The following is a 23,068-nucleotide window of genomic DNA, read 5'->3' as shown; positions in this document are numbered from 1 at the left end:
CGCAAAAGGAGCAAGTCAGATGACTCGCATACGCAAGTGGCTACCGAAACTCGCCCTGGTGGCAACTTCGGTGATGGCGCTGTCGGCAACTGCCACAGCGGCTGAAAAACCCAATATTCTGGTGATCTTCGGCGACGACATCGGCCAGACCAACATCAGTGCCTATTCGATGGGTGTGGTCGGCTACAAGACGCCGAACATCGACCGCATCGCCAAGGAAGGCATGATGTTCACCGACTATTACGCGGAGAACAGCTGCACCGCAGGCCGTTCCTCGTTCATCACCGGCCAGACGCCCCTGCGTACCGGCCTGTCCAAGGTCGGCGCGCCCGGCGCCACCGTCGGCCTGCAGAAGCGCGATATCACCATCGCCCAGGCACTCAAGTCGCAGGGGTATGCCACCGGCCAGTTCGGCAAGAATCACCTCGGTGACAAGGATGAATACCTGCCGACCAATCACGGTTTCGACGAGTTTTTCGGCAACCTCTACCACCTCAACGCGGAAGAGGAGCCGGAACGCCCGTACTGGCCCAAGGATGACCCGGATTTCGTCAAGGCCAACTCTCCACGGGGCGTGATCCACAGCTTCGCCGACGGCAAGATCGAGGACACCGGCGCGCTGACCACCAAGCGCATGGAAACCATCGACGACGAAACCACCGCCGCCGCCCAGGCGTTCATCGAGAAGCAGGCCAAGGCCGACAAGCCGTTCTTCGTCTGGATGAACACCACGCGCATGCACCTGTTCACCCACGTACGTGACTCGATGAAGGGCCAGAGTGGCATGCCCGGCAACGAGTACGGCGACGGCATGATCGAGCACGACAACGATGTCGGCAAACTGCTCAAGACCCTCGACGACCTGAAAATCGCCGACAACACCATCGTCGTCTACACCACCGACAATGGTCCGAACCAGTTTTCCTGGCCGGACGCGGCGACCACGCCGTTCCGTAACGAGAAGAACTCCAACTGGGAAGGTGCCTACCGGGTGCCGGCCATGGTCCGCTGGCCGGGCAAGATCAAGCCGGGAGAGGTTTCCAACGAAATGTTCTCCGGGCTCGACTGGTTCCCGACGCTGCTGGCGGCGGCGGGCGATGCCGACGTCAAGGACAAACTGTTGAAGGGCTGGGCCCCGACTTCCGCGGGCAGCAACTTCAAAGTGCACCTGGACGGCTACAATCAGCTGCCGTACCTGACCGGCCAGCAACCGGCCGGCGAGCGCAAGGAGTTCTACTACTTCAACGATGACGGCATGCTGGTGTCGATGCGTTTCGGCAACTGGAAAGCGGTGTTCGCCGAACAGCGTGCGCCGGGTGGTTTCGCAGTCTGGAGCAACCCGTTCACACCTCTGCGCGTACCGAAAATCTTCAACTTGCGGATGGACCCGTACGAGCGGGCGGACGTAGTCTCCGACCAGTATTACGACTGGTCGACGAAAAACGTTTACCTGGTCGCCGTCGCCACCACCAAGGCCGCGCGCTTCCTGCAAACCTTCATCGAGTATCCGCCGAGCCAGAAACCGGCGAGCTTCAGCATCGACCAGATCCGTGCTGCGGTGGATGCGAAGATCGAAGAAAAAATGAAAGCGGCGCAGTAATACCGTGGTCCCGCCGCCCGCCTTCATCGGCGGGCGGCCCTGATTTTCACCTGAGACCGCGCCGGCAAAATCGCTGGCAAGCCAGCTCCCACAGTGACTTCTGTCGACCACAACCTGAGTGTTCACTGAAGATCCCTGTGGGAGCTGGCTTGCCAGCGATGAGGCCCGCACCGTCACAGATATTGTGATTTGAACAAGGCGTCCCGCATGTCCTCACGTATCGCCAGCAAGCCGTCGGCCATACCCTCCGCGCAAGCCACCACCCCGGCGCTGCTCGTCCCCGCCCTGCTGCTGTGCATTTCCGGCGCGGCGGCGCTGGTGTATCAGGTGCTGTGGATCAAGCAGCTGTCGCTGGTGGTCGGGGTCGAGGTGTATGCGATCACCACCGGCATCAGTGCATTTTTCGCCGGGTTGGCGCTGGGCGGCTGGCTGTTCGGACGCTGGGCCGATCGCCTGGTGCAACCGCTGCTGCTGTACGCCGGGCTGGAAGTACTGGTGGCAATGCTCGCTGTTGGCGCCACGGTTGCGATGAGTCTGGCGGCCAGCCCGTTTGCCTGGCTGCAGGACCACGTCGGCCTGCTGGCGTGGCTGCTACCGTTCATTCTGGTCGGCGCACCGGCGGTGTTGATGGGCGGTACCCTGCCGGTGCTGGTGCGTTCGCTGGCGGCGGACCCCGGCAGGGCCGGTGGCCAGTTGTACGCGGCCAATACCCTCGGCGCGATTGTCGGCACCTTGCTGGCAGCGTTTGTGCTGATTGCCAGCCTCGGCGTGCGTGGCAGCGCGCTGGCGGCGGCCATGCTCAACCTGTTGGCCGCTGCCGGGGCGTTGTGGCTGCAACGGCAATATCCGCCAGTGGGCCATGCCACGTCTCGCCAGCACAGCGAGAAAGCCGCGGATCGCACCGCCCTGTGGCTGTATTCGATTGCCGGCGGCGTGGCGCTCGGCTACGAAGTGGTGTGGTCGCAGTCGATCGTGCAGTTCATGAGCACCCGCACCTACGCGTTTGCCGTGGTGCTGGCGACTTACCTCAGCGGCTTGTTCCTCGGCAGTGCCCTGCTCGCCCGGCGCGTCGAACGCATTCGTGATCCTTGGGGAGTGTTCGGCCTGTTGATTGCCGGCGCCGGGCTGCTCGCACTGCTGGAAATCGCCCTGCTCGGCCGTTGGCTGGTGCTCGCCCAGAGTCAGGCGGAAGTCTGGTTGCTGACCCTCGGAGCCAGCGAGCTGGCGGGCATGAGTGCGCGCTTTGCCGTGGCGGCCGTGAGCATCGTGTTCGGGCCGACGCTGCTGCTCGGTGCGGCGTTCCCGCTGGCGTTGCGCTTGAGCGTGGGCCATGAGCGTGTCGGTCGCGACGTCGGTGCTGTGGTGGCGTGCAATACGCTGGGCGGGATCATCGGGGTGATGCTGTGCGGTTTCGTGCTGATCCCGCTGCTCGGCCTGGTACGGACGTTGGGCCTGTTGGCGATCATCGCCGCCGGCATCGGCTACTGTGCCGTGCGCAAAGGCCACCACGTCAAGAAAGGCCGGCGTCAGGCCGTGGTCGCGCTGGGGCTGATTTCCCTGGCATTGGCGCTGCTGACGCCAGCCGACAAATTCGCCAGCCTGCTGCCCGGCGCGCGCAACGGCAGCCTGGCGTTCTACCAGGAAGGTCGCGGCGGCACGGTCGCGGTGGTCGCGCAGGGACGCGGCGACAACCGCTTCCACCGCTTGTATATCCAGGGAGTGTCCAATACTGGCGATGCCATGCCGTCGCTGCGCTACATGCGTATCCAGGCGCTGCTGCCGCTGCTGATCCATAACGGCGAGCCGCGTTCGACACTGGTGATCGGCTTCGGCACCGGCATCACCGCCGGCGCCCTGCTGCGCTATCCGGGACTGCAACATCGGGTGGTCGCCGAGTTGCTACCGTCGGTGGTCAAGGCGGCGCCGCTGTTCAAGGGCAACTTCAACGCCGCCAGCGATCCCGGCGTCGATGTGCGCTTGCGCGATGGCCGTCAGGAACTGCTGCGCAGCCCGCAGACCTACGACCTGATCACCCTCGAGCCGCCACCGCCCTCCGCGGCCGGCGTGGTCAACCTGTATTCGCGCGACTTCTATCAACTGGCGGCCGGTCGCCTGGAGCGACAGGGGCTGGTCGCGCAGTGGCTGCCGCTGCCGACGCAGAACATCGATGACTCGCGCTCACTGGTGCGCAGTTTCCTCGACGTCTTCCCGTACGCAACGCTGTGGACCAGCGAGTTCCACGAAATGCTGTTGGTGGGTTCGCTGCAGCCGATTGAACTGGACGCGGCGAAAATCACCCAGCGCTTGCAGCAGGACAGCGTACGCAGCACGCTGCAGGATGTCGGTATCGGCTCGGCGCCGGCGCTGCTGTCCACGTGGGTCACCGACCGCGCCGGCCTTGAGCGCTTTGCCGCCGACGCCCCGGCAGTGACTGACGATCAGCCGCGCATCGAGTACGCACCGTGGGTGCGGACCAAGGAGATCACTCGAGTGCTGCCGGCGCTGCTGGACCTGCATGTGGCGCCGCCGCTGGTGAACGCCGATGCCGCGTTCATCGAACGGATGAACGCACACCGGCAACGCCTGATGCAGTTCTACCGGGCGAGCCTGCATGCCTACGACGGCGATCGCGATGCGTGGGGACGGGACATTCGTGAGGTGATGCAGGGGGATGGCGGTAATCCTTACTTCCGCTGGTTCGTCGGGCAGTAAGACTGCCCGACTGTCGACGCTGGCACAGGTTGCGCCAGCGCCGACAGGGACGCCGATTATTTCGACTTCATCTTCAGATACGACTGGTGCATGTCGGCTGCCCAGCCATCGATCACGCTTTTGACGTCATCGGCCTTCATCACTTGCGAGTCGTTTTCCAGCGGCTTGCCGGTGCCTTTGCGCACCACCTGGGCAATCACCTTGTTGTTGCCGCCGTCGAGGAACACGGCCTCGGTCGCCAGCGTGGTTTCCTGATCGCGAATGCCGCTGGCGGTGCTGACCGCAGCGGCCACCAGCGCCACCGGGATCACCTCATAGGCCTTGAGGCCCTCGGTCTTGCTGCTCACGGCAGTGATCGCCGCACGCACCACGATCACACCCGGGCCGGGACCGGCGGCCAGCGGCAGGGATTTGCCCACTTCACGCTTGAGCGCCTGATCGTAGTAACTGGTGATGCCATTGAGGGTCTGCTGGGGGATTTTCACGGTCGGTTGCGGCTTGGGATAGAGCTGGGTCGGCTCGATATAGACGCTGGTGAACTTGTTGATGTCGAGCTTCGGATCGACCCAACGCATCACCTCGGCGCCGGAGGGTGACTTGGCCTCCTTGAGTTGGCTGTAGTCCTTGAGAAAACCGGAGTACTGATCGGGCTCGACCACTTTGCTCGAACACCCGACCACCCCGAGGGACGCGATGCAGAGGGTGCTCATCATTAGTGCAAGCTTCATGCTGTAACTCCTGTCAGAAAGCCGAATGTGTTGCGTGAGGGGGAGTTACAGGTATAGCTAAAACCCCGGCGATTGCGCTCGATAAATACAAAATTCAGCAAACCGTGCGCGCGCGCACACCGGCGCCATTTGACAGATGCCGACCATCCGGCAAAGCTGCACCGAGCTTGCACGCACGCACGCCGGCAAATGCACCTGGACTACGGAAGTCGCAATGCCCACGCCTAACAATAAAGCGCCAAAACCTGATCCTGTTTCCTCGCCATCACCGATTTCACGCTACCTGTTCCCTGTCGCCATCGGTGTCCTGTTGGCCGCCGTGGTGGGGATCGGCTGGTTTCTGTTCAGCCCGGCGCCTGCGCCACTGAAGTCCGCGCCGATCAGTACGCCCGCCGCCCCGGTGACGGCGGCCGCCAAGCCGCCGGCGCCTGTTGCGAACACACCGGCAACCATGGTCGACGAGCAGACATGCCAGGGCTGTCACACCGAGCAGGTCAAGGACTGGCAAGGCTCGCACCACCAGTTGGCGATGCAGGCAGCAAATGCGCAAACCCTGCTCGGCGACTTCAACAACGTGACCTTCAAGGCGGAAAACGAAACCACGCGATTCTCGCGCAAGGGCGACGAGTTTTGGGTCAACACCCCCGGTATCGACGGCAAGCAGGCCGATTTCAAGGTCGCCTACACCTTCGGCATCGCCCCGCTGCAGCAATACCTGATCGAGGTCGGCGACGGCCGCCTGCAGGCACTCGGCGTGGCCTGGGATACCGAGAAACAGCGCTGGTTCCACCTCTACCCCGGCCAGGGCGTCAACTTCAAGAATCCGCTGCACTGGAGCAAACCGAGCCAGAACGCCAACTTCATGTGCGTCGAGTGCCACACCACCGGTTTCAAGCGCAATTTCGATGCGGCCAGCAACACGTTCGCCAGTCACTGGAGCAGCCTGGGCGTCGGCTGCCAGGCCTGTCATGGCCCGGCCTCCAATCACCTGGAGTGGACGGCGAAAAAACCCGAGCTGAGCCACGCCGGGTTTGCCGTCGACCTCAAGGACAACAACGCCACGGTGGAAATCGAGACCTGCGCACGCTGTCACGCCCGTCGGGCACCGCTGGGCGATGGCTACACGGTCGGCAAGCGGCTGATGGACGACTACCTGCCGAGCACGCTGACCCGCGAGCTGTATGCGCTGGACGGCAAGATCAAGGATGAAGTGTTCGAGCACGGCTCGTTCCTGCAGAGCAAGATGTTCGACAAGGGCGTGCGCTGCAGCAACTGCCACAACCCGCACAGCGGCGAACTGAAGGCCCCTGGCAACGCGGTGTGCCTGCAATGCCACAACACGGCCGGCAAAACCACCGTCGCGGGCGTCGACGGCAGCGGTTTGCAGGCGAAAAACTACGACTCCAGCGAACACACCCGCCACACCATGGGCCAGCCCGGCTCGCAGTGTGTGGATTGCCACATGCCCGGCAAGTTCTACATGGGCAACGATTTCCGCCACGACCACAGCTTCAGCATCCCCAACCCGCCACGGGCGCAAAAACTCGGCACCCCGGACGCCTGCCTGACCTGTCACCAGGGCAAGGCCGGCGACCGGGTCACTGCGCAGTTCAAGCTGTGGAACGCCTCCAGCGCCCCGCAGGCAGCGCGTTACGACGAAAGCCTGTGGCAGATCCGCAATGGCCAGCCCGGCGCGGCAGACGCGCTCCATGAGCAGTTGCAGCGCGGCCATCTGCCGGCGATCCAGCGAGCGACGCTGCTCGCCGAGTTGCCGCTGTACCCGAGTGAGCAATCCCTGAGACTGGCGACCGCGGATCTGCACCACGCCGAGCCGCAAGTGCGTGAAAGCGCGGTGCGAGCGATCAGCGCGTTCCTCCCGCCGGCCGAGCGCGCGCCGTTGCTCACGCCGTTGTTGGCCGATCCGGTGAGAGCCGTGCGCATCGTCGCCGCGCGCGATCTGCTCGGCGTCGCGCGCAACAACGGCCTCGGTGCCGCCCAGGCCAGTTGGGACGCGGCAATTGCCGAGTATGAGGCGGTGCAGAACAGTCTCGCGGAACGGGCCGAGGCCAACCTGAATCTGGCGATGTTGTATCAGGCCAATGGTCGCGCATCCGAAGTCGAAGGATTGCTGCGCACGGCACTCAAGCGTGATCCGGATTTCTACCCGGCCCTGGTGACCCTGGTGCAATGGCTGGAGGCCAATGGGCGCGGTGCGCAAGCGCAGCAACTGCTCGATGACAGCCTCCGGCAGCACCCGGATGTGGCGTTGTTGCAGCACACCCGCGGCTTGTCGCTGATTCGCGCCGGCAAGACCGCCGAAGCCATGTCTGCCCTGCACAAAGCCGCGCAACTGGAACCGCAGAACGGCCAGTACGGTTATGTGCTGGCGGTGGCGTTGCATGACAGTGGCAAGGTTGCCGAGGCGTGTGCGGAGCTGGAGCGTCTGTTGAAGGTGCAACCGGCGAACCGCAACGCACGGTTGTCGCTGATCCAGTATTACCTGGAGAACGGCCAGGAGCCGAAGGCGCAGGTGCTGTTGCAGGCCTGGAAGAAGATGAACAGGGGCGATCCGGCGTTGAAGTGATCGCCAGGGGCCTGTCCCCTCTCACGCCTGGAGAGGGGACAAGACCGCTACCAGGACGACGTCGCCCCGCTCTTCAATGCCATCTCGCGCCGACTGTTGGCGCGCATGGCCTTGATCAGCGACACCGACCCCACCAGCAGGATCGCCGCACCGAACAGGAAGTCGATGGTGTACAGCTGGAAGTCCTGCACCGGCCCCACCAGCAACACGCGCACCACGGCAATCGTCACCAGCGTGGCAAGGAAGTCGATTGCCGGCTCGTCACGGTAGAACACGTGCAACAGCGGCAGGCACAGGATCAGCAACGACAGCAGCACCACGACCTTGAACGAACCCTTGCGCTCGACGCTGAACGCGCATTCGTGAGCGCCATAGGCCTTGTAGTCCTCGTCGCGGATCAGCGAATTGTTCTCGTCGATGTAATCGACGCGGTTGTACTTCTGGATCGGCGTGAAGGTGTTGGACATCTCCATCAGCGTGGTGATGTTCTTGAAGCGCAGGTCGACCCGCTCGGTGCCCTTGAGGTAATACAGCACCGGCTTATAGCCGTAGCGGTAGGTGTCGAAAGGAAAATCGGTGGCCCGGCCCTGTACGCCGATCGGTCGCGATTCCAGCTCGGCGAAGGCACTTTTGTTGGCCGAGGCGACGTTGCGGCTCAGCGGCTGTATTTTCACCTGCTCAAGGAAAATCGGCGTGACGCCGTACGACCATTGCAGCGGTTCCAGGCGCAGGCGCAACTCGTTGCGGCCCAGGTCGTAACGGTTGAAGGTGCGTTCGGACACCACCACTGAACCGCTGAGCATGAACTCGCCCCGCAGGTTGTTGGTGATGCGCACGGTCAGTTGATCCTTGCCGAGCAAGGCCGCTTCACTGGACGGCGGCGTGCCGCACCACGCGGTGCTTGCGCCGGGACCGCCGAGCTGACCGTCGCGGTTTTCCTTGAACACATAGAAATAACTGGCCCACAGCGTCAGCATCAACAGCAACGCGGTGAGACCGAGGATTTTTTTACCCGCAGTCACAGACAGACTCCCTTCTTCATTCCATCGTCCAGCTGAAAACCCGCTGGCGTCGGCGACTCTACCAAAAGGCCACCATCGACCCAAGGAAAAATCCGCGAATGGTCAGGTGTGTAAGGGTTTCCCCTGTCTGGACGAGCGCAGCCTGCGGGCACTGGCGAGAGCAACGCGGCTGCGACCGCCACTCAGCGCCGGCGAAAAAGCGGCCTTGGTTCAATCACCGAGCGCCCGTACAACACGCTCATACCTGCCAGCCCCTTGAGTGCATCCTCGGCCGACTTGTCCTCGCGCACGGCAAAGCTGTCGAAACCGCACTGGCGCATATGACTGAGCTGGTCGCGCAGCACGTCGCCGATGGCACGCAACTCGCCTGCCCAACCGAAGCGGCTGCGCAACAGATAGGCCTGGCTGTAGGCGCGGCCATCGCGAAAGCTCGGGAAATCGAGAGCGATCAGCGGCAGTGAAGCCAGCCACGGCAGCAGGCTCTCGACCTCGTCGTCCGGGCCGAGCCACACCGCGTCGGTCGATGGCGACTGCAGCCAATGCGCCAGCGGCAGAATCAACAACCCTGGCGGGCGCGGCAGTGCCGGATCGCGCACCAGCGTCCACGGATCGTCGAGTACCAGGCGCGCACTGCCCTGCTCCAGGCGCAACAGATTGTTCATAACGAGGCCTCCAGCGCTTTCGGGTAGACCCGCTCCTTGAACGGCTCCAGACCGATGCGCGCCAGGGTGTCGACGAACAGCTCTTCGCTTTCGCGATAGCGGACGAAGGTGGCGATGATCTGCTCGATCACCTGCGGCACTTCGGCAGCGCTGAACGACGGACCGATGACCTTGCCCAGCGCGCTGTGCCTGCCCTGCGCGCCGCCGAGGGTGATCTGGTACCACTCGCTGCCGTTCTTGTCGACGCCGAGAATGCCGATGTTGCCGATGTGGTGATGACCGCAGGCATTCATGCAGCCGGAAATGTTCAGGCTGATGTCACCGAGGTCGTGCAGGTAATCGAGGTTGGCGAAACGCGCCTGAATCGCCTGGGCAATCGGAATCGACTTGGCATTGGCCAGCGCACAGAAGTCGCCACCGGGGCAGGCAATGATGTCCGTCAGCAGACCGACATTGGCACTGCCCAGGCCCCGCGCGCACGCTTGTTGCCATAGCGCATACAGATCCGCCTTCGGCACATCCGGCAGGACGATGTTCTGCTCGTGGGCAATGCGGATTTCGCCGAAGCCGAAGTGCTCGGACCAGTCGGCCACCGCCCGCATCTGCAACGCCGTGACGTCCCCCGGCGGCGCCGCGAGGCCCGGTTTGGTCGACAGCACCACACTGGTGTAACCCGGCACCTTGTGCGGCTGCACGTTACGCGCCACCCAGCGGGCGAACGCCGGGCTCTCGGCCAGGCGTGTGCCGAAATCCAGGTCGGTGTTGGCCAGGGCGCGATAACGCGGGGGCACGAACGCACTGGCGACCCGCTGGTACTCGGCCTCGGTCAATTGTGCCGGGCCGTCCTTGAGGTGCTGCCATTCGGCTTCGACTTCCTGGGCGAACGCCTCGATGCCCAGCGCCTTGACCAGGATCTTGATCCGCGCCTTGTACTTGTTGTCGCGCCGGCCGTGGCGGTTGTACACGCGCAGCACCGCCTCGACGTACGACAGCAGGTGCTGCCACGGCAAGCCGTCGCGGATCTGCAGACCGAGAATCGGCGTGCGCCCCAGGCCACCGCCGACAATTACCCGCAGCAACATCTGCCCGTCGCTGCCGGGGTAAAGATACAGGCCGATGTCATGCATCATGATCGCCGCACGATCCTGCCTGGCCGAGCAGATGGCGATCTTGAACTTGCGCGGCAGAAAGAGGAATTCCGGGTTGATCGTCGACCATTGGCGCAGGATCTCCGCCAGCGGCCGGGGGTCGATCAACTCGTCTGCCGCCACCCCGGCAAACGCCTCGGTGGTGATGTTGCGCACGCAGTTGCCGGAGGTCTGGATCGCATGCATGTCGACCTGCGCCAGGCGTTCGAGAATGTCCGGGACCTGGGCCAGTTCGATCCAGTTGAACTGCAGGTTCTGCCGTGTGGTGAAGTGGCCGTAACCGCGGTCGTAATCGGCAGCGATGCTGGCCAGCGTGCGTAGCTGTGCGGCACTGAGGGTGCCGTAGGGAATCGCCACGCGCAGCATGTACGCGTGTTTCTGCAGGTACAGACCGTTCTGCAGACGCAGCGGCAGGAATTCCTCTTCGCTCAACTCCCCTGCCATGAAGCGCTCGACCTGATCGCGAAACTGCGCGACGCGCTCGAACACCAAGGCGCGGTCGTATTCATCGTATTGGTACATGTGCCTGCCCCACCTCATCAATTAGTTCTGTGGGAGCGAGCCTGCTCGCGAATGCGGTGTGTCAGGCAACTGCATTGTTGGCTGACACACCGCATTCGCGAGCAGGCTCGCTCCCACAGTTTTGGTAAAAGCACTATGGACGAGCAGCGCAGAGCGCAACAGATTCACCTGAAACGATAAAAACCGTATCAGGGCGCGGCGGATGGCCGCAGGCAGCACTTCAATCTGATCCGCACAAATGAAGGTTTCCTGAGCCTGTTTTGTTTCTGGCGCGATTCCTACAGTGCAGTGCATGCCAGACCGGGTGGCCTGGCAAGCCTTTGCAACCGTGGAAGAACTGACCATGAGCACAGCAACAATCGGACCGGCCTACAACTACAAGGTCGTCCGCCAATTCGTTATCGCGACGGTTTTCTGGGGTGTCGTCGGAATGGCGATGGGGGTATGGATCGCCTCGCAACTGGTGTGGCCGGACATGAACCTCGACCTGCCCTGGACCACCTTCGGCCGCTTGCGCCCATTGCACACCAGCCTGGTGATTTTCGGTTTTGCCGGCAGCGCGCAATTCGCCGCCAGTTACTACGCGGTGCAGCGCACCTGCCAGGTGCGGCTGTTTTCCGACAAGCTCGCCGCGTTCACCTTCTGGGGCTGGCAATCGGTGATCGTGATCATGCTGATCACCTTGCCGCTGGGTTACACCACCACCAAGGAATACGCCGAAATCGAGTTCTCCGGCGCCGTGTGGATGGCCGTAGTCTGGGTCGCCTACGCCGTGGTGTTTTTCACCACAGTAGTGCAGCGCAACACCAAACACATCTACGTCGGCAACTGGTTTTTCGGTGCGTTCATTCTGGTGATCGCCATGTTGCACGTGGTCAATCACCTGTCGATCCCGGTGGACTGGTTCAAGTCCTATCCGGTGTATTCCGGGGCGACCGATGCCATGGTGCAGTGGTGGTACGGGCACAACGCGGTGGGTTTCTTCCTCACCACCGGGTTCCTCGGGATGATGTATTACTTCGTGCCGAAACAGGTCAACCGCCCGGTGTACTCCTATCGTTTATCGATCGTGCACTTCTGGGCGCTGATTACCCTGTACATCTGGGCGGGCCCGCATCACCTGCACTACACCGCGCTGCCGGACTGGGCGCAGTCACTGGGCATGGCGATGTCGCTGATCCTGCTCGCGCCGAGCTGGGGCGGGATGATCAACGGCATGATGACGCTGTCGGGGGCCTGGCATCAGTTGCGCACCGATCCGATCCTGCGCTTCCTGGTACTGTCGCTGGCGTTCTACGGCATGTCGACCTTCGAAGGGCCGATGATGGCGATCAAGACGGTCAACGCCCTCTCCCACTACACCGACTGGACCATCGGCCATGTGCACGCCGGCGCATTGGGCTGGGTGGCAATGATCACCTTCGGCGCGACCTATCACATGGTGCCCAAGGTGTTCGGCCGCGAGCAGATGCACAGCACGCCGCTGATCAACCTGCACTTCTGGCTGGCGACCATCGGCACCGTGCTGTACATCGCCTCGATGTGGGTCAACGGCATTACCCAGGGCCTGATGTGGCGCGCCGTGAACGAGGACGGCACGCTGACTTACTCGTTCGTCGAGGCGCTGCAGGCCAGTCATCCGGGCTTCGTCGTGCGCTTTGCCGGCGGGGTGTTCTTCCTCAGCGGCATGTTGCTGATGGCCTATAACGTCTGGCGCACCGTGCGGGTGGCGGACGTCGCACTGGCACGCCGCGAAGCGCAGATTGCCTGAGGCCGGGAGCCGAACATGTCCGAGATCTTTTTCAATGGGCTGGGCGTGCTGTTTCTGTGGCTCGCGGTGGAATACTGCTTGCGCCATGAGACGACCGAGAGCCTCGACGAGGCCAGCCTGACGCCGTTTGCCGATGATCCCGAGGTGGCGCGGCGGGTGGAGCTGGCCACCGGCAAACGCGTCAAAGCGCTGGCGCCGGAGGAAGCGAAGCCGGGCTGGATCAATCTGGAGATGTGAGGCGTTTCAGGCAGAAACGCCCTCACCCTAGCCCTCTGCCTGAGGGAGAGGGAGCCGACCGAGTGTCTGTTCCGGTTGCATCGACCTGAGAGCGCGAGTCGACCCCAGCCTTTGCGAGACATGCCGATCGGTCCCCTCTCTTCCTTGGGGGCGGTCAGGGTCAGGGGGACTCTTGATCTCAAACACGCTCGCGCGGAATCAACCCCTGCAGCTGCTGCGCCAGAAAGTTTGCGTCAAATACAAAGGTGTCCGGGTCTTTCAAGCCATTGGTCTTGCGCCACTGCCACTCGCCGTTCGTCAGGCCGACCAGGGAAATACTGCCGTAGCGCGCCGCCGTCAGCCCCATCACCGCCAGCGAAATCTGCCCGCCGCTGCCCATCACATCCGGGACGAACTCCACCGGTTTGCCGGCGATCACGATGCTCAGCTTTTCAGTCTTGAAGGTCGAGGTTTCCACCGGTGTGCTCGGGCCAGAGGCGACATAGGGCTCGCGGTTCACCTCCAGCAGATGCGGCGCCTGCACCGGTTCCAGCCATTGCTGGATCTGCCCGAACAACTCGGTGATCCGCGAAGCCCACGCTGCTGACTGCGTCTCGAACAGCTGTTTCTTGTGCGCTTCGCTTTCGGCGTAGTGACGAAGCATCTCGCCCAATTGCTGTACATCGTCCATTGCAAGGTCCTCGATGAAACGCGGTGCCGCGAAGATCGATCATGGCAGGTTCAGCGTGACGGCGTACGACTAACGCTGCGCGATATCGTCAATCAGCGGAAAAACGACCAACGGTACAAAAATCCCCGGTGCACCTGTCAGATCTGACAGTAGGCACGCTTTTCATCGAGGTGTTTGATTGCAGGCATCCCTAAGCAGCACAGACACCAGGAGCGCATGCGATGAACAGCCCCTTCATTATTTACCCGGTGATCATTCCCGGCTGGATCAGACCGATTACCCATCCCGACAGCCCCGACTGCGGCGTGCCCCTGTCCCTGCTGGTCAACCAGCATCTGCCCATCGTGGTCGACCCGTGGCAGGAAATGAGCAAGTATGACTCTGCCGAACTGCTGCTCAATGGTTCGGATACCCCCGCGGCGCGCAAAACCATCCAGCCGGGTGAAGAGGACAAGACCTTCACCATGGACCTGCCGGACGCCTTTCTCAACGATGGTGTCAACGCACTGGTGCTGCGGGTCCTGCGGTATAGCCAGTCAACCCCTGAATCCTCCAAACCACTCAAGGCCCTTGTTCATCGGCCGCGCCCCGGTGGCGACGTACCCGGCAGCGGGGACAATCCGAGCCTGACCATGACCCTGCCCGCCGACGTCATCGCCAACGGCGTGGATGCCACCCGCGCCGCGCAAGGCGTGGACATCACCCTGCGCTACACCTACATGCGCGCGCAGGATGTCATTACCCTCGATCTGGACAGCCGCCCCCGCACACATACCGTCAGCGCAACGGAGGCCGCCGCCGGCAGCGTGACGTTGAAGCTGCTCGCCGCTGACTTCTGGCAGGACAACCCGCGTTTCGCCATTCGGTTCCGGGTGGTTGATCTACTGGGCAACTCCACCGGGCCGCAGGCTATCTGGTCAGCAACCACCAGCCTCGACGTGCATGTGCGCAAACCGGTGCTGGATCTGTTCAAGCCCAAGGTGGAAGAGGCCAAGGAAGGCGGCGGTGCCATACTGAATTTCGTCAAGGACTTCTACTACAGCGATCACGCCACGGTGAAGGTGGCCTACACCGGTTCCGTCAAGGGGCATACGGTCAAGGTCTACTGGCGTGGGCGCGCCACTACCTACCCCACGCCGATCCAGACCGTCCAGTATGCCGGAGAGACGTTGACGTTCCTGGTGCCGCGCAGTGAGGTGATCGACTGCACCGGCAGCAAGGCGGAAATTGTTTACACCGTGGAGATTCCCGGCGATCCCAACACCTACGAATCGGATGATCTGGATCTGTCGATCACCGCGCAGAAACACCACCTTGCGCAACCCACGCTCAACGGCGACAAAACCAACCTCAGGGTTTATTACCCGTTGCTCGAAGCGCCCTACTCGGTACGCATTTCGCTGCAGGTTGACACCAACCGTTACAACAGCGAGGAGTTTCCCATCACCCAATCCTCCTACACCGATGTCTCGGTTCCGCCGACCTGGATCAGCAGCAACAAGGGCAAGCCCGGTCTGTTCAATTTCACCCTCAAGCGCACGGGTACAGCCGAACCGATCATCTTTTCCTGGTATCTGCGGGTCACCCTCTGAGCCGCCGCTTTTCAACAGGACGTCGATGATTGAAGAGGGTCAGGGACATGCGTAAGACCATCGCTTCACTGCTGTTCACACTGCTGCTGGGATGTGCCCAGACCACACCGACGCCACCGCCAGGCACCGGCGTCAACGGCGCGCAGGTGCTCGATGGACCCACCATCGCTGCCCAGCTCAACACCTTGTACGAGCGGCAGTTTCCCAACTGCAACAACTCCGACTCGCAACCGGCATTTCTCTGTTCGGGTGTGACGCTGCGGGTCACGGTGAAAGATCCGGTCAATCAGTACAAGGTCTGGGACCCGAGCCCGACGTCGGTGAAAAGTGGCGGCGTTTCGTTCTCCTATCTGCGCCAGGACGCCAACTTCGGCCGCCTCGCCTGGGGCAACGGCAATGGCTACATCCTCTATCCGATTTTCGAGGCACCGCGCGACAAGGAAGACCTCGATTATCTGTGCGCCTACCCCGAGGATGCCTGGAGCTGGCACCGCAGTGAAACCGCCGTCTGCGTGGCCCATCCGTCCTATCCGGCGCAGAGCCAGTTGTGCCAGGACGCCAACGTCAGCACCGCCGAACAGTGGCTGGCGGTGTGGAACATTGCCGGCGGCAATCCCAACCTGCGCCAGTGCGGATTTGATATCCGTGACGAGCGCAACGCATTGGCCGGCCCGGCGTTTTACCAATCGGTGCGCGGCAAACTGCTGCGCGGTGCCAACGGGTTCAACGGCCATAACGAAATCCTGATCAAGACCTGGGCTTCGCGCAATCCGAACACCTTTCCGATCATGGCGTTTTTCTACATCACGGGCGGCACCAATGCCGGGCTCGCGGATGCGCAGTACAACCAGCGGGATTTCTACAACTCGACCAACCCGAAAATCATCGTGCCGATCATCGGCCTGACACCGGCGACCAGTGCCGCGGGCGCGGCGAAATTCACCTATGCGGCGGCCGATCAGGCCGTCAGCCAATAAGCAGCGCCCGGAGCTTTCGCGCTCCGGGCGACCGCCTCAGGCCTTGGGCGAACGGCGCAGGCGCGCCATGCTCAGGGTGTCGACCCACTGCCCGTCGCGCACGGCGTAGTCGCGGAACAGCCCTTCGTCCTCGAAGCCGTACTTGCGATAGAGGCCGATGGCTGCCGCGTTGTCGGCGTACACCGTGAGTTCGAGCCGGTGCAGGTTCATCCAGTTGTCGGCCACCTCCAGCGCCGCCGCCATCAACGTCGACCCCACGCCCTTGCCCTGCCACGCCACCGCCACGCCCATGCCGAGACTGCCGGCATGGCTGCGGCGGATGCGCGAATAGGCCTCGAGCCCCAGGTGCCCGATCACCTGGCCCTGGTGCAGGGCCACCAGTTTCACCGCGCGCTCGTTGTCGGCCAGCACCCGCTGGCGCCAGATCTCGGCAGACTGAAACGGCATTTGCAGTACCTGGCGCGCCACGGCGGGGTCGTTGTACAGGGCGGTGACGCCTTCGACGTGGGATTCGCTGTAGCGTTCGAGGTGAATGGCGGGCGTGTGCTCAGGCATGAAAGATCCCTCCTGGATCAGTGCGTGGCCGACCACTCTAAACCGGAGTTCACCCGGCTCGCCAGCCTGCGCTTTTCATCAACGAAGACCGCCGGCGTTGCGAGGAAACCTTTGCGGCCCGCGGCAGCGCCTGCAGAGCTTGTGTATCAGCGCGAATGGGCGGCGGTGAGCTTTTCCCGGTTATTCAAACCACTCTGCCCGCTCACTGAACGTGCGTCGAATCAACTCCACCAGCGTCTGTACCTCCGCCGTTTGCTGCGACTCGGCATTCACCGCCAGCCACGCCTGCAACTGCATCGGCTCGTCGAACAACCCCGGCAAGGCCACCAACCCGCGATCGAAACGGCTCATGTACATCGGCAGCAGGCCGATGCAGGCGCTGCAACGGATCATCTCCAGCATCAGCTCGTAGGACTGCATCTGCACCACGCCGGCCAGGCGTTGGTCGACCAGTTGGTTCCACGGACGAAAGCTGTCGATGCGGCGGTCGTGTTCCCACTGCACCAGCATGAAATCGGTGAGGTCGTCGGCGCTTTCCGGGCGTGCGGTGACACGCGAATAGCGTTTGGCGATGTGTGGCAGGTAGTCGAGCCGGGCCAGGCGTTGCGGCTCACTGGTGGCGAAGGCCGGGCCTGGATGCGGGGTGTCGCCGTGCGCCAGCCACAGCACCACGTCGGCGCTGACCGCATGCAGGGCCAGTTCGCTGTCGAGGGCGATGATCTCCAGGCGCAAACTGGCGTTGCGCCGCAGCAAAGCGATCAGGTCGCGGCCCAGGATGTCATGCAGGATCGACTCGGCCACGGCCAGGCGCACCAGCGGTTGCTCGATCACCGGCAATTTGCGTTCGTGGGCCAGGGCGATCAGTTGCGCCTGCAATTGCTGGCCTTCGCGGGTCAGGCTCAACGCGCTGCCCTGGAAGCTGAACAGCGCGCGCTTGAGTTGCTGTTCGAGCTGCGCCAGTTGTTTGCGCAACAAGGTCGAACGCACATTGAGGCTGCGCGCGGCCTGCATGAAACAGCCGCAGCGGGCGCTGACCAGAAAGTATTGCGCGACCTCGCTGTCGAGCGTCGCCGCCTGCGCCAGCCAGGGCTCGCCCTTGTCCTGCGGCCAGCGGTAATCGGCGCTGCCCTGTCGTCCTGCGGGTTCGGTGAATGACATCGATGACTCCCTGTCGATCTCTGTATCTTGATGGCTACCGGCACTTTCAACTCTTTCTGATCCCGCCGCAGGACCGTGTGGGAGCTGGCTTGCCAGCGGTGAGGCCAGCACATCCCACATCTCTGTGACTGACACACAGCCATCGCTGGCAAGCCAGCTCCCACAAGCGTTCAGTGGCGGATCTGAATTAGCGTTTTTCCTCCAGCACCTTGTTGAGCTCAGCCCCATCGATACTCAGTGTCGCGGTGTTGAGCATGCCATCCAGATAAGCCTGGGCAATCTGTTCCTGACGCTGGGCACGCAGGGCCTGGGTCAGTTGGTCGCGCAGCTCGTCAAGGGTCGCGGTGCGCGCCGGTTGCTGCTCGGTGAGTTTGATCACGTGGAATCCGGCAGCGCTCTGCACCGGTTCGGACACCGCGCCGACTTTCAACTTCGCCACAGCGCCACGCACTTCCGGCACCCACTGCTGCAACGGTTGCAGACCGCTGTCGCCGCCACGCTCGGCGGTGACGCGGTCCTGTGAATACTGGCTCGCCAGTGCGGCAAATTCCCCCGGCGCCGCCTGCGCCTTCTTGCTCAACTCGATGGCCTGTTTGCGTGCCGCCTCCAGGCTTGGAGCATCGCTCGCAGCGAGAAAAATCTGGCTGACCCGATACAGCGCCGGCGTCTGCCAGTTGGCCTTGCCAGCGTCGTAGGCCTGTTGCAACTCTGCCGCACTCGGATAATCCGCCGGCACCTGGCTGACCGAGCGCAGGTAATCACGGAAGACAATCTGTTCGGTGGCCGCCCGGGTTTGTCGCACGACCTCCGGCCGCTGCGCCCAGCCTTGTGCGTCGGCCTGCTCGAGCACGGCCTTCTCGGCCAGGCGCGTACGCAGCCAGCGCTCCAGGGCCTCACGGTTGCCGCGCAGCTGCTCGCCAGTTGCCGGCGCAACGGTCGCCAGCAAGGCCTGCAGTTCTTCCGGCGACACCTGCTGATTACCCAGGCGCGCCACCGCCGGCCCGCTGCTGGCCGCCACCACCGGCGCCGGCTGCTGGGCGGCGACCGGGTCGCTGCCCGGTCGCACCACCAGCGCCACGGCCACCACCAACAACGCCACCGCAGCGGCGCTGATCACTATGGCAGGCTTTTTCACAGCGCGACTTCCTCTTGCTCAACCGGCGCCGCAGGCACCGCTGCTGCGTTCTGGGTGAAGTCACGCAGGTAGACGATGAATTCCTGCAACAGGCGATCCCACAATTCGAGGTTGCCGCGCAGGTGATCGTTGCTGACCCCGGCCGCCACGACCACATCCATTTCCATGACCAGAAACTCACCCTGCAACGACAACCGGGCGAAGCGCCGCGAGGCATTCCAGCGTTCGGCCACACCCGCCGGCAACTCACCCTGCACCCGCAGCGCGCAACTGAAGGTGAAGTCGACGTAGCGGCCCTGCTCCTGCGCCGGGTTGCCGAAACGCACCGCATAGCCGATGCCCTGGCTGGCGCTGAGCAACTGCACGATACCGTTCTGTTCGGTCTGGTTGACGCGATAACCCGCAGCCTGCAGGACTTCGGTCAACGATTGCGGGGATACGTGGCTGATCAATTGAGTCATGTGTTCTTCCTTGTTCATCAGTGTGCGAGTGCCGCTTGCGGCGCATCGAATTGTGTCTTGTACAGTTCGTCGCCAAAGCCCTGGGCCAGTTCGTCGAACTTGACCCGGGCGCTGCCGGCGAAGGGCTGGCGGATCTTCATCACCTCGGCCACATCGATGTTTTCGTAGGCGGTGAGAATCTGCTTGGCCACGCCATACATCTGCTGATTCTTGACCGAACATTGCTGCACTTGTGTGTCACGTTCGGCCAATTGCGCCTGAAGCTTAGACCGTTCTGCCTCTTTGGCACGGGCCATGACCAACAGCTCGTCGTACGCTTTCTTGAACTTGCCGATCTGCTCGTTGCTGGCGGCCACCTGCGCCTGGGCCTGGCTGTGCAGGCTCTGCTGCTGCCCGGCCAGTTGCTCGGCGACGCCCTTGGCCTTGGCCAGTTCGGCGCTCAACTGTTTGATCTGCGCCTGTGCCGCCCTGGCCTCGTTCTGCGCCGCCAGTTGCGCGGCACTGGCCTGCGCCTGCTGACTCTGCAGCGCCTGCAGTTGCTGGGTGGTGCTGCGCAACTGGGTGCGCAGGCGTTCCTCCATGCCCTCGGCGCTCGCTCCGGTGGCGATCAGCAGGCCGAGCCCAAGCCATAAAAAGCGGATGTTCATAACCCTCTCCCGGCGCCTTAGAAGCGCGTATTGATCTCAAGCTGCAGGACGTCGATGTCGAACGGCGCGCCGTACACCGCTTCCGAGCTCAGCCAGCGGCCGGTGGCATAGACGTTCTTCGCCAGACCGTAATTGCCACCGAGGAAGTAGCCCTTGGCATTGGTGCCGCCGAGGTGGAACGACGAGTCGTTAAAGCCATCCGGCAAGGCGTCCGGCTGGATGTACTTGTAGCCGGCGAACAGGTTCCAGTCGCCCTGCTTCTTCAGATCCAGCGCGTTGCCGAGGGTGAACTGCACCATCCATGCGTTGGCGCCGCTTTCGATGTCGCCGCTGCTGTCGAGGTTGTTGACCAGTTGCCCGGCCGAACGCTTGCGCATGTCGCCCTCGTCGTAACCGAGGTTGTGGATGTAGTTGCCCTGGGTACGCAACTTGAAGTCCTGCGGCAGATCGGCGTCCCACACCAGGTTCAGGTCCAGCAGGTTGAACTCCGACGCGAGGCCGACGAATTGCGGTTGCGGCGTGGTGGTCGGGTTGAGCGGATTAGGCGTGATGTCGCGCAGCAGGAACACGCTGTTACCCTTCTGCATGAACGCTGCGCGCGTCCCGTCGCTGTCGCAGCCCGGCGCCCCGGCCCACGGTTCGCAGGGGCTGGAGCGCTGACCCTCGATGTCGTCGAAGCGGTAATAGGCCAGCGCACCCTTGACCCGGTTGTTGCTGTTGATCGCCCACTTGGCGCCGACCTGCGCGCCGTACAGCCACTTGTTGTCGCTTTCTTCCTTGTCGAAGCCGTTGCTGCTGGTGGTGTCGTTGGTGTAGTCCACCGGGAACGCGCCAACGGTGCCGAACACGCCCCAGTCGCGACTGAGCTTGTGGTCGAAAATCGCCGCCACGCCGTCGAAGTTGAGGTCGTTGGAGTAAAGCATGTCGGTGGACATGAACGGGTTGGCGAAGCGCCCGCCGGTCAGCGTCAACTCATCCGTCGGCTTCCAGGTCAGGTAACCCTGGTCGAGCCAGATGTCTTTCTTGGCGAAGCCGCCGCCGAGGTTCTGCGTGGTCGACACCGGGTTGTTGTCCGAGCCGGTGCCGATGCGAATGCCGGCGGTCCATTCCGGCGAGATCACCGCTTTCATGCCCAGGCGCGCGCGAAGGCGGAACAGGTTTTCGCGGTCTTCGCGGGTGTTGAGCAGCGGCGGCAGGCTGGTGCTGCTGTTCGGGTTCACATCGTACGGGCCGTTGTTGTTGAGCTTGGCGAAGTCGACGATCTCGTTGCTGTTGCTGCCCGAGTAGTAGCGCGACTCATCGCGCAGGCGGATGTCGCCGTCGAAGCTGATGCGCGAAGCCCAGTCCGGAAAGGTGTTGGGGGCGGCCCAGTTTTCCTGCTTGGCGGTGGCCATGACTTCAGCCTTGACCTGATCGCGGATCTGGTCGCGCACGGCCGCCGGTACGTACTGCACTCGCACATCGCCAGGCGCGGCAACCGGCCCGGCGGCGACGGCGGTCGAGGCCGCCTGTCTGGCCTGGACCGCCTCGTTCTGGGCCTGGGCGATCAGCGCGTCGGCCTTGTCCTGCTTCAGAATGCCCTGCTCGACCAGCAGGCGGATCAGATTGATCGTGGCGTTTTCCGAGGGCGCAGGCGCTGCCACGGCCTGGCCGACCAGGGTCGCGATGACCATGCCGACCGCCAGGGACAATCGATTCACATTGGAAATCATCTGCACACAACTCCTTTTGGCAAAGCTTGAAAAGAGGGATTAGCCCGGACGCCGCCCTTGCAGGGACAGGCGCACGGGTAAAGTCATGGAGGCCGGTGGCCGTTCGCTTAAGTGCGGCGCGTTGCGCAGCGCCGCCAGCACCTGGGTGTCGATCTCGGGCTTGCCGCTGGACTTGACCAGCTCGACGCGGGTGATTTCACCGACGCTGCTCAGCCAGACGTCGGCCTGCAGCACGAACGCAAGGTTGCGCAGGTCCGGGTTCTCGCGCAGCAGGCGCTGGAAGGTGAACGCGAGAAACTGGCTGTAGGTGCCATTGCCCACACGCCCGCCTCCGGCACCGGCCATGCCGCCGCCCTTGCCGGCGCCGATGTTGAAGGCATCGCTGCCGGCCTGGGCATCGCCGTCCATTTGCATCGGGTTGGCCAGATCATCCGCCGGCGATGGCGGCGCTTCTTCCTCGGGCTTGACCTCCTGCGGCTCGGGCGTCGGCTCGGGCTCGACGATTTTTTCCTCCACCGGGGTGGGCGGCTCCGGTGGCATTTCCGGAGGCGGCGGTGGCGGTGGCGGCAACGGAATGATCGTCGGCACCTTGGGTGCTTCGCGGCGGATACCGCTCATGTCGTTGGCCCACTGCCACAGCAGATACGCCGCGACGGCGCCGAGCAGCAGGCCGGCGCCCCACTTCAGCAAGCGCAGTGGCGAGCGTTTCACCGGCAACGGCTCGATTGGAAGTTGTGCAGTCATCACTCAGCCCTGCGTCGGTTTGCCGGTCACCAGACCGACCTGAGACAGTTCCAGCCGGCGCAACAGATCCAGCACCTCGATGACCTTCTGGTACTGCACCGTGGCGTCACCGCGCACGATCACCGGGAAGTCCGGGCTCTGCGCTTTTTCGATGCGCAGGCGCTCTTCCAGCTCGGCCAGGGTCACCGGGTAGGCATCGAGGAACACCTGGCCGCCGTCGTTGACCGAGATCGCCTTGGTCTTGGCCTCGGACAGCGATACCGCGGCGCTGGCCTTGGGCAGGTTGATCTGGATCCCCGAGACCTGTGCGGTGGCGGTGAGGATGAACATCACCAGCACCACCATCAGCACATCCACCAGCGGGGTGATGTTGATGCTGTCCACCGCTGCATCTTCGTCATCGTCGTGGGAGGCATTTACAGACGCCATGG

General features: G+C 63.2%; 20 protein-coding genes. 7 read left to right on the top strand and 13 right to left on the bottom strand.

Features of this window, described 5'->3' with window-relative positions; translation table 11 throughout:
- The first annotated feature begins 19 nt into the window (after positions 1-19).
- On the top strand, positions 20-1,600 hold the full coding sequence (locus QRN70_RS01255) for an arylsulfatase (RefSeq protein WP_285415404.1): 1,581 nt from the start codon (positions 20-22) through the stop codon (positions 1,598-1,600).
- Positions 1,601-1,807: 207 nt separating this feature from the next.
- Complete coding sequence (locus QRN70_RS01250; RefSeq protein ID WP_285415403.1) at positions 1,808-4,312, top strand: fused MFS/spermidine synthase; 2,505 nt, start codon at positions 1,808-1,810, stop codon at positions 4,310-4,312.
- A 56-nt stretch (positions 4,313-4,368) separates the two neighbouring features.
- Here the strand turns inward: QRN70_RS01250 and QRN70_RS01245 are convergent, their stop codons facing one another.
- Entirely contained in the window at positions 4,369-5,040 is a 672-nt protein-coding gene (locus tag QRN70_RS01245; RefSeq protein ID WP_285415402.1) for a DUF3313 domain-containing protein, read from the bottom strand.
- Positions 5,041-5,254: 214 nt separating this feature from the next.
- Between QRN70_RS01245 and QRN70_RS01240 the strand changes: the two genes are divergently transcribed.
- A complete protein-coding gene (locus tag QRN70_RS01240) occupies positions 5,255-7,624 on the top strand; it encodes a tetratricopeptide repeat protein (protein WP_285415401.1) in 2,370 nt (789 codons plus the stop codon).
- Positions 7,625-7,671: 47 nt separating this feature from the next.
- Here the strand turns inward: QRN70_RS01240 and QRN70_RS01235 are convergent, their stop codons facing one another.
- The 3 genes from QRN70_RS01235 to nirA form a co-directional block, all read right to left on the bottom strand.
- The gene (locus QRN70_RS01235) at positions 7,672-8,646 is read right to left on the bottom strand and encodes a hypothetical protein (RefSeq protein WP_285415400.1); all 975 of its coding nucleotides are present in this window, start codon (positions 8,644-8,646) and stop codon (positions 7,672-7,674) included.
- A 182-nt stretch (positions 8,647-8,828) separates the two neighbouring features.
- Positions 8,829-9,308 (bottom strand): DUF934 domain-containing protein, encoded by a 480-nt coding sequence (locus QRN70_RS01230; protein WP_285415399.1) that lies wholly within the window; start codon positions 9,306-9,308, stop codon positions 8,829-8,831.
- Entirely contained in the window at positions 9,305-10,978 is a 1,674-nt protein-coding gene (gene nirA / locus QRN70_RS01225) for a nitrite reductase NirA (protein WP_285415398.1), read from the bottom strand. The genes QRN70_RS01230 and nirA overlap by 4 nt, the downstream gene beginning before the upstream one ends.
- Before the next feature lie 343 nt (positions 10,979-11,321).
- Here nirA and ccoN point away from each other — a divergent pair, with 343 nt between their 5' ends.
- The gene (gene ccoN, locus QRN70_RS01220) at positions 11,322-12,749 is read left to right on the top strand and encodes a cytochrome-c oxidase, cbb3-type subunit I (RefSeq protein WP_285415397.1); all 1,428 of its coding nucleotides are present in this window, start codon (positions 11,322-11,324) and stop codon (positions 12,747-12,749) included.
- A 15-nt stretch (positions 12,750-12,764) separates the two neighbouring features.
- Positions 12,765-12,986 carry a cbb3-type cytochrome c oxidase subunit 3 gene (locus QRN70_RS01215; RefSeq protein ID WP_285415396.1) on the top strand — a complete coding sequence of 74 codons (222 nt, stop codon included), beginning with the start codon at positions 12,765-12,767 and terminating at the stop codon, positions 12,984-12,986.
- A 178-nt stretch (positions 12,987-13,164) separates the two neighbouring features.
- On the opposite strand, the gene QRN70_RS01210 is transcribed toward QRN70_RS01215, so the two are convergent.
- On the bottom strand, positions 13,165-13,656 hold the full coding sequence (locus QRN70_RS01210; protein WP_285415395.1) for a hypothetical protein: 492 nt from the start codon (positions 13,654-13,656) through the stop codon (positions 13,165-13,167).
- Between the two features lie 221 nt (positions 13,657-13,877).
- Here QRN70_RS01210 and QRN70_RS01205 point away from each other — a divergent pair, with 221 nt between their 5' ends.
- Together QRN70_RS01205 and QRN70_RS01200 are read left to right on the top strand one after the other, a co-directional pair.
- Positions 13,878-15,248, top strand: coding sequence for a hypothetical protein (locus tag QRN70_RS01205; protein ID WP_285415394.1), 1,371 nt, complete (start codon positions 13,878-13,880; stop codon positions 15,246-15,248).
- A gap of 47 nt (positions 15,249-15,295) precedes the next feature.
- Entirely contained in the window at positions 15,296-16,225 is a 930-nt protein-coding gene (locus QRN70_RS01200; protein ID WP_285415393.1) for a halovibrin HvnC, read from the top strand.
- Positions 16,226-16,261: 36 nt separating this feature from the next.
- Here the strand turns inward: QRN70_RS01200 and QRN70_RS01195 are convergent, their stop codons facing one another.
- From QRN70_RS01195 to QRN70_RS01160, 8 genes are all read right to left on the bottom strand, one after another.
- Positions 16,262-16,780, bottom strand: a complete 519-nt coding sequence (locus QRN70_RS01195; RefSeq protein WP_285415392.1) for a GNAT family N-acetyltransferase — start codon at positions 16,778-16,780, stop codon at positions 16,262-16,264.
- A gap of 180 nt (positions 16,781-16,960) precedes the next feature.
- Entirely contained in the window at positions 16,961-17,938 is a 978-nt protein-coding gene (locus QRN70_RS01190; protein ID WP_285415391.1) for a LysR substrate-binding domain-containing protein, read from the bottom strand.
- Positions 17,939-18,125: 187 nt separating this feature from the next.
- On the bottom strand, positions 18,126-19,073 hold the full coding sequence (locus QRN70_RS01185) for a peptidylprolyl isomerase (protein WP_285415390.1): 948 nt from the start codon (positions 19,071-19,073) through the stop codon (positions 18,126-18,128).
- Positions 19,070-19,534 (bottom strand): YbjN domain-containing protein, encoded by a 465-nt coding sequence (locus tag QRN70_RS01180; RefSeq protein WP_285415389.1) that lies wholly within the window; start codon positions 19,532-19,534, stop codon positions 19,070-19,072. The genes QRN70_RS01185 and QRN70_RS01180 overlap by 4 nt, the downstream gene beginning before the upstream one ends.
- A 17-nt stretch (positions 19,535-19,551) precedes the next feature.
- Positions 19,552-20,181, bottom strand: a complete 630-nt coding sequence (locus tag QRN70_RS01175) for a DNA repair protein (RefSeq protein WP_285415388.1) — start codon at positions 20,179-20,181, stop codon at positions 19,552-19,554.
- Positions 20,182-20,198: 17 nt separating this feature from the next.
- Positions 20,199-21,893, bottom strand: coding sequence for a putative porin (locus QRN70_RS01170; protein ID WP_285415387.1), 1,695 nt, complete (start codon positions 21,891-21,893; stop codon positions 20,199-20,201).
- 39 nt (positions 21,894-21,932) lie between these two features.
- Positions 21,933-22,637: an energy transducer TonB family protein gene (locus QRN70_RS01165; protein WP_285415386.1), complete on the bottom strand. Its 705-nt coding sequence runs from the start codon at positions 22,635-22,637 to the stop codon at positions 21,933-21,935.
- 3 nt (positions 22,638-22,640) lie between these two features.
- A complete protein-coding gene (locus tag QRN70_RS01160; RefSeq protein WP_041072644.1) occupies positions 22,641-23,066 on the bottom strand; it encodes an ExbD/TolR family protein in 426 nt (141 codons plus the stop codon).
- Between the last annotated feature and the right edge of the window lie 2 nt (positions 23,067-23,068).

The sequence above is a fragment of the Pseudomonas sp. efr-133-TYG-5 genome (assembly GCF_030209175.1).
Classification (GTDB): Bacteria; Pseudomonadota; Gammaproteobacteria; order Pseudomonadales; family Pseudomonadaceae; genus Aquipseudomonas.
Note: the sequence above shows the minus strand (reverse complement) of the source record. Positions and strands in the feature narration are given on the sequence as shown.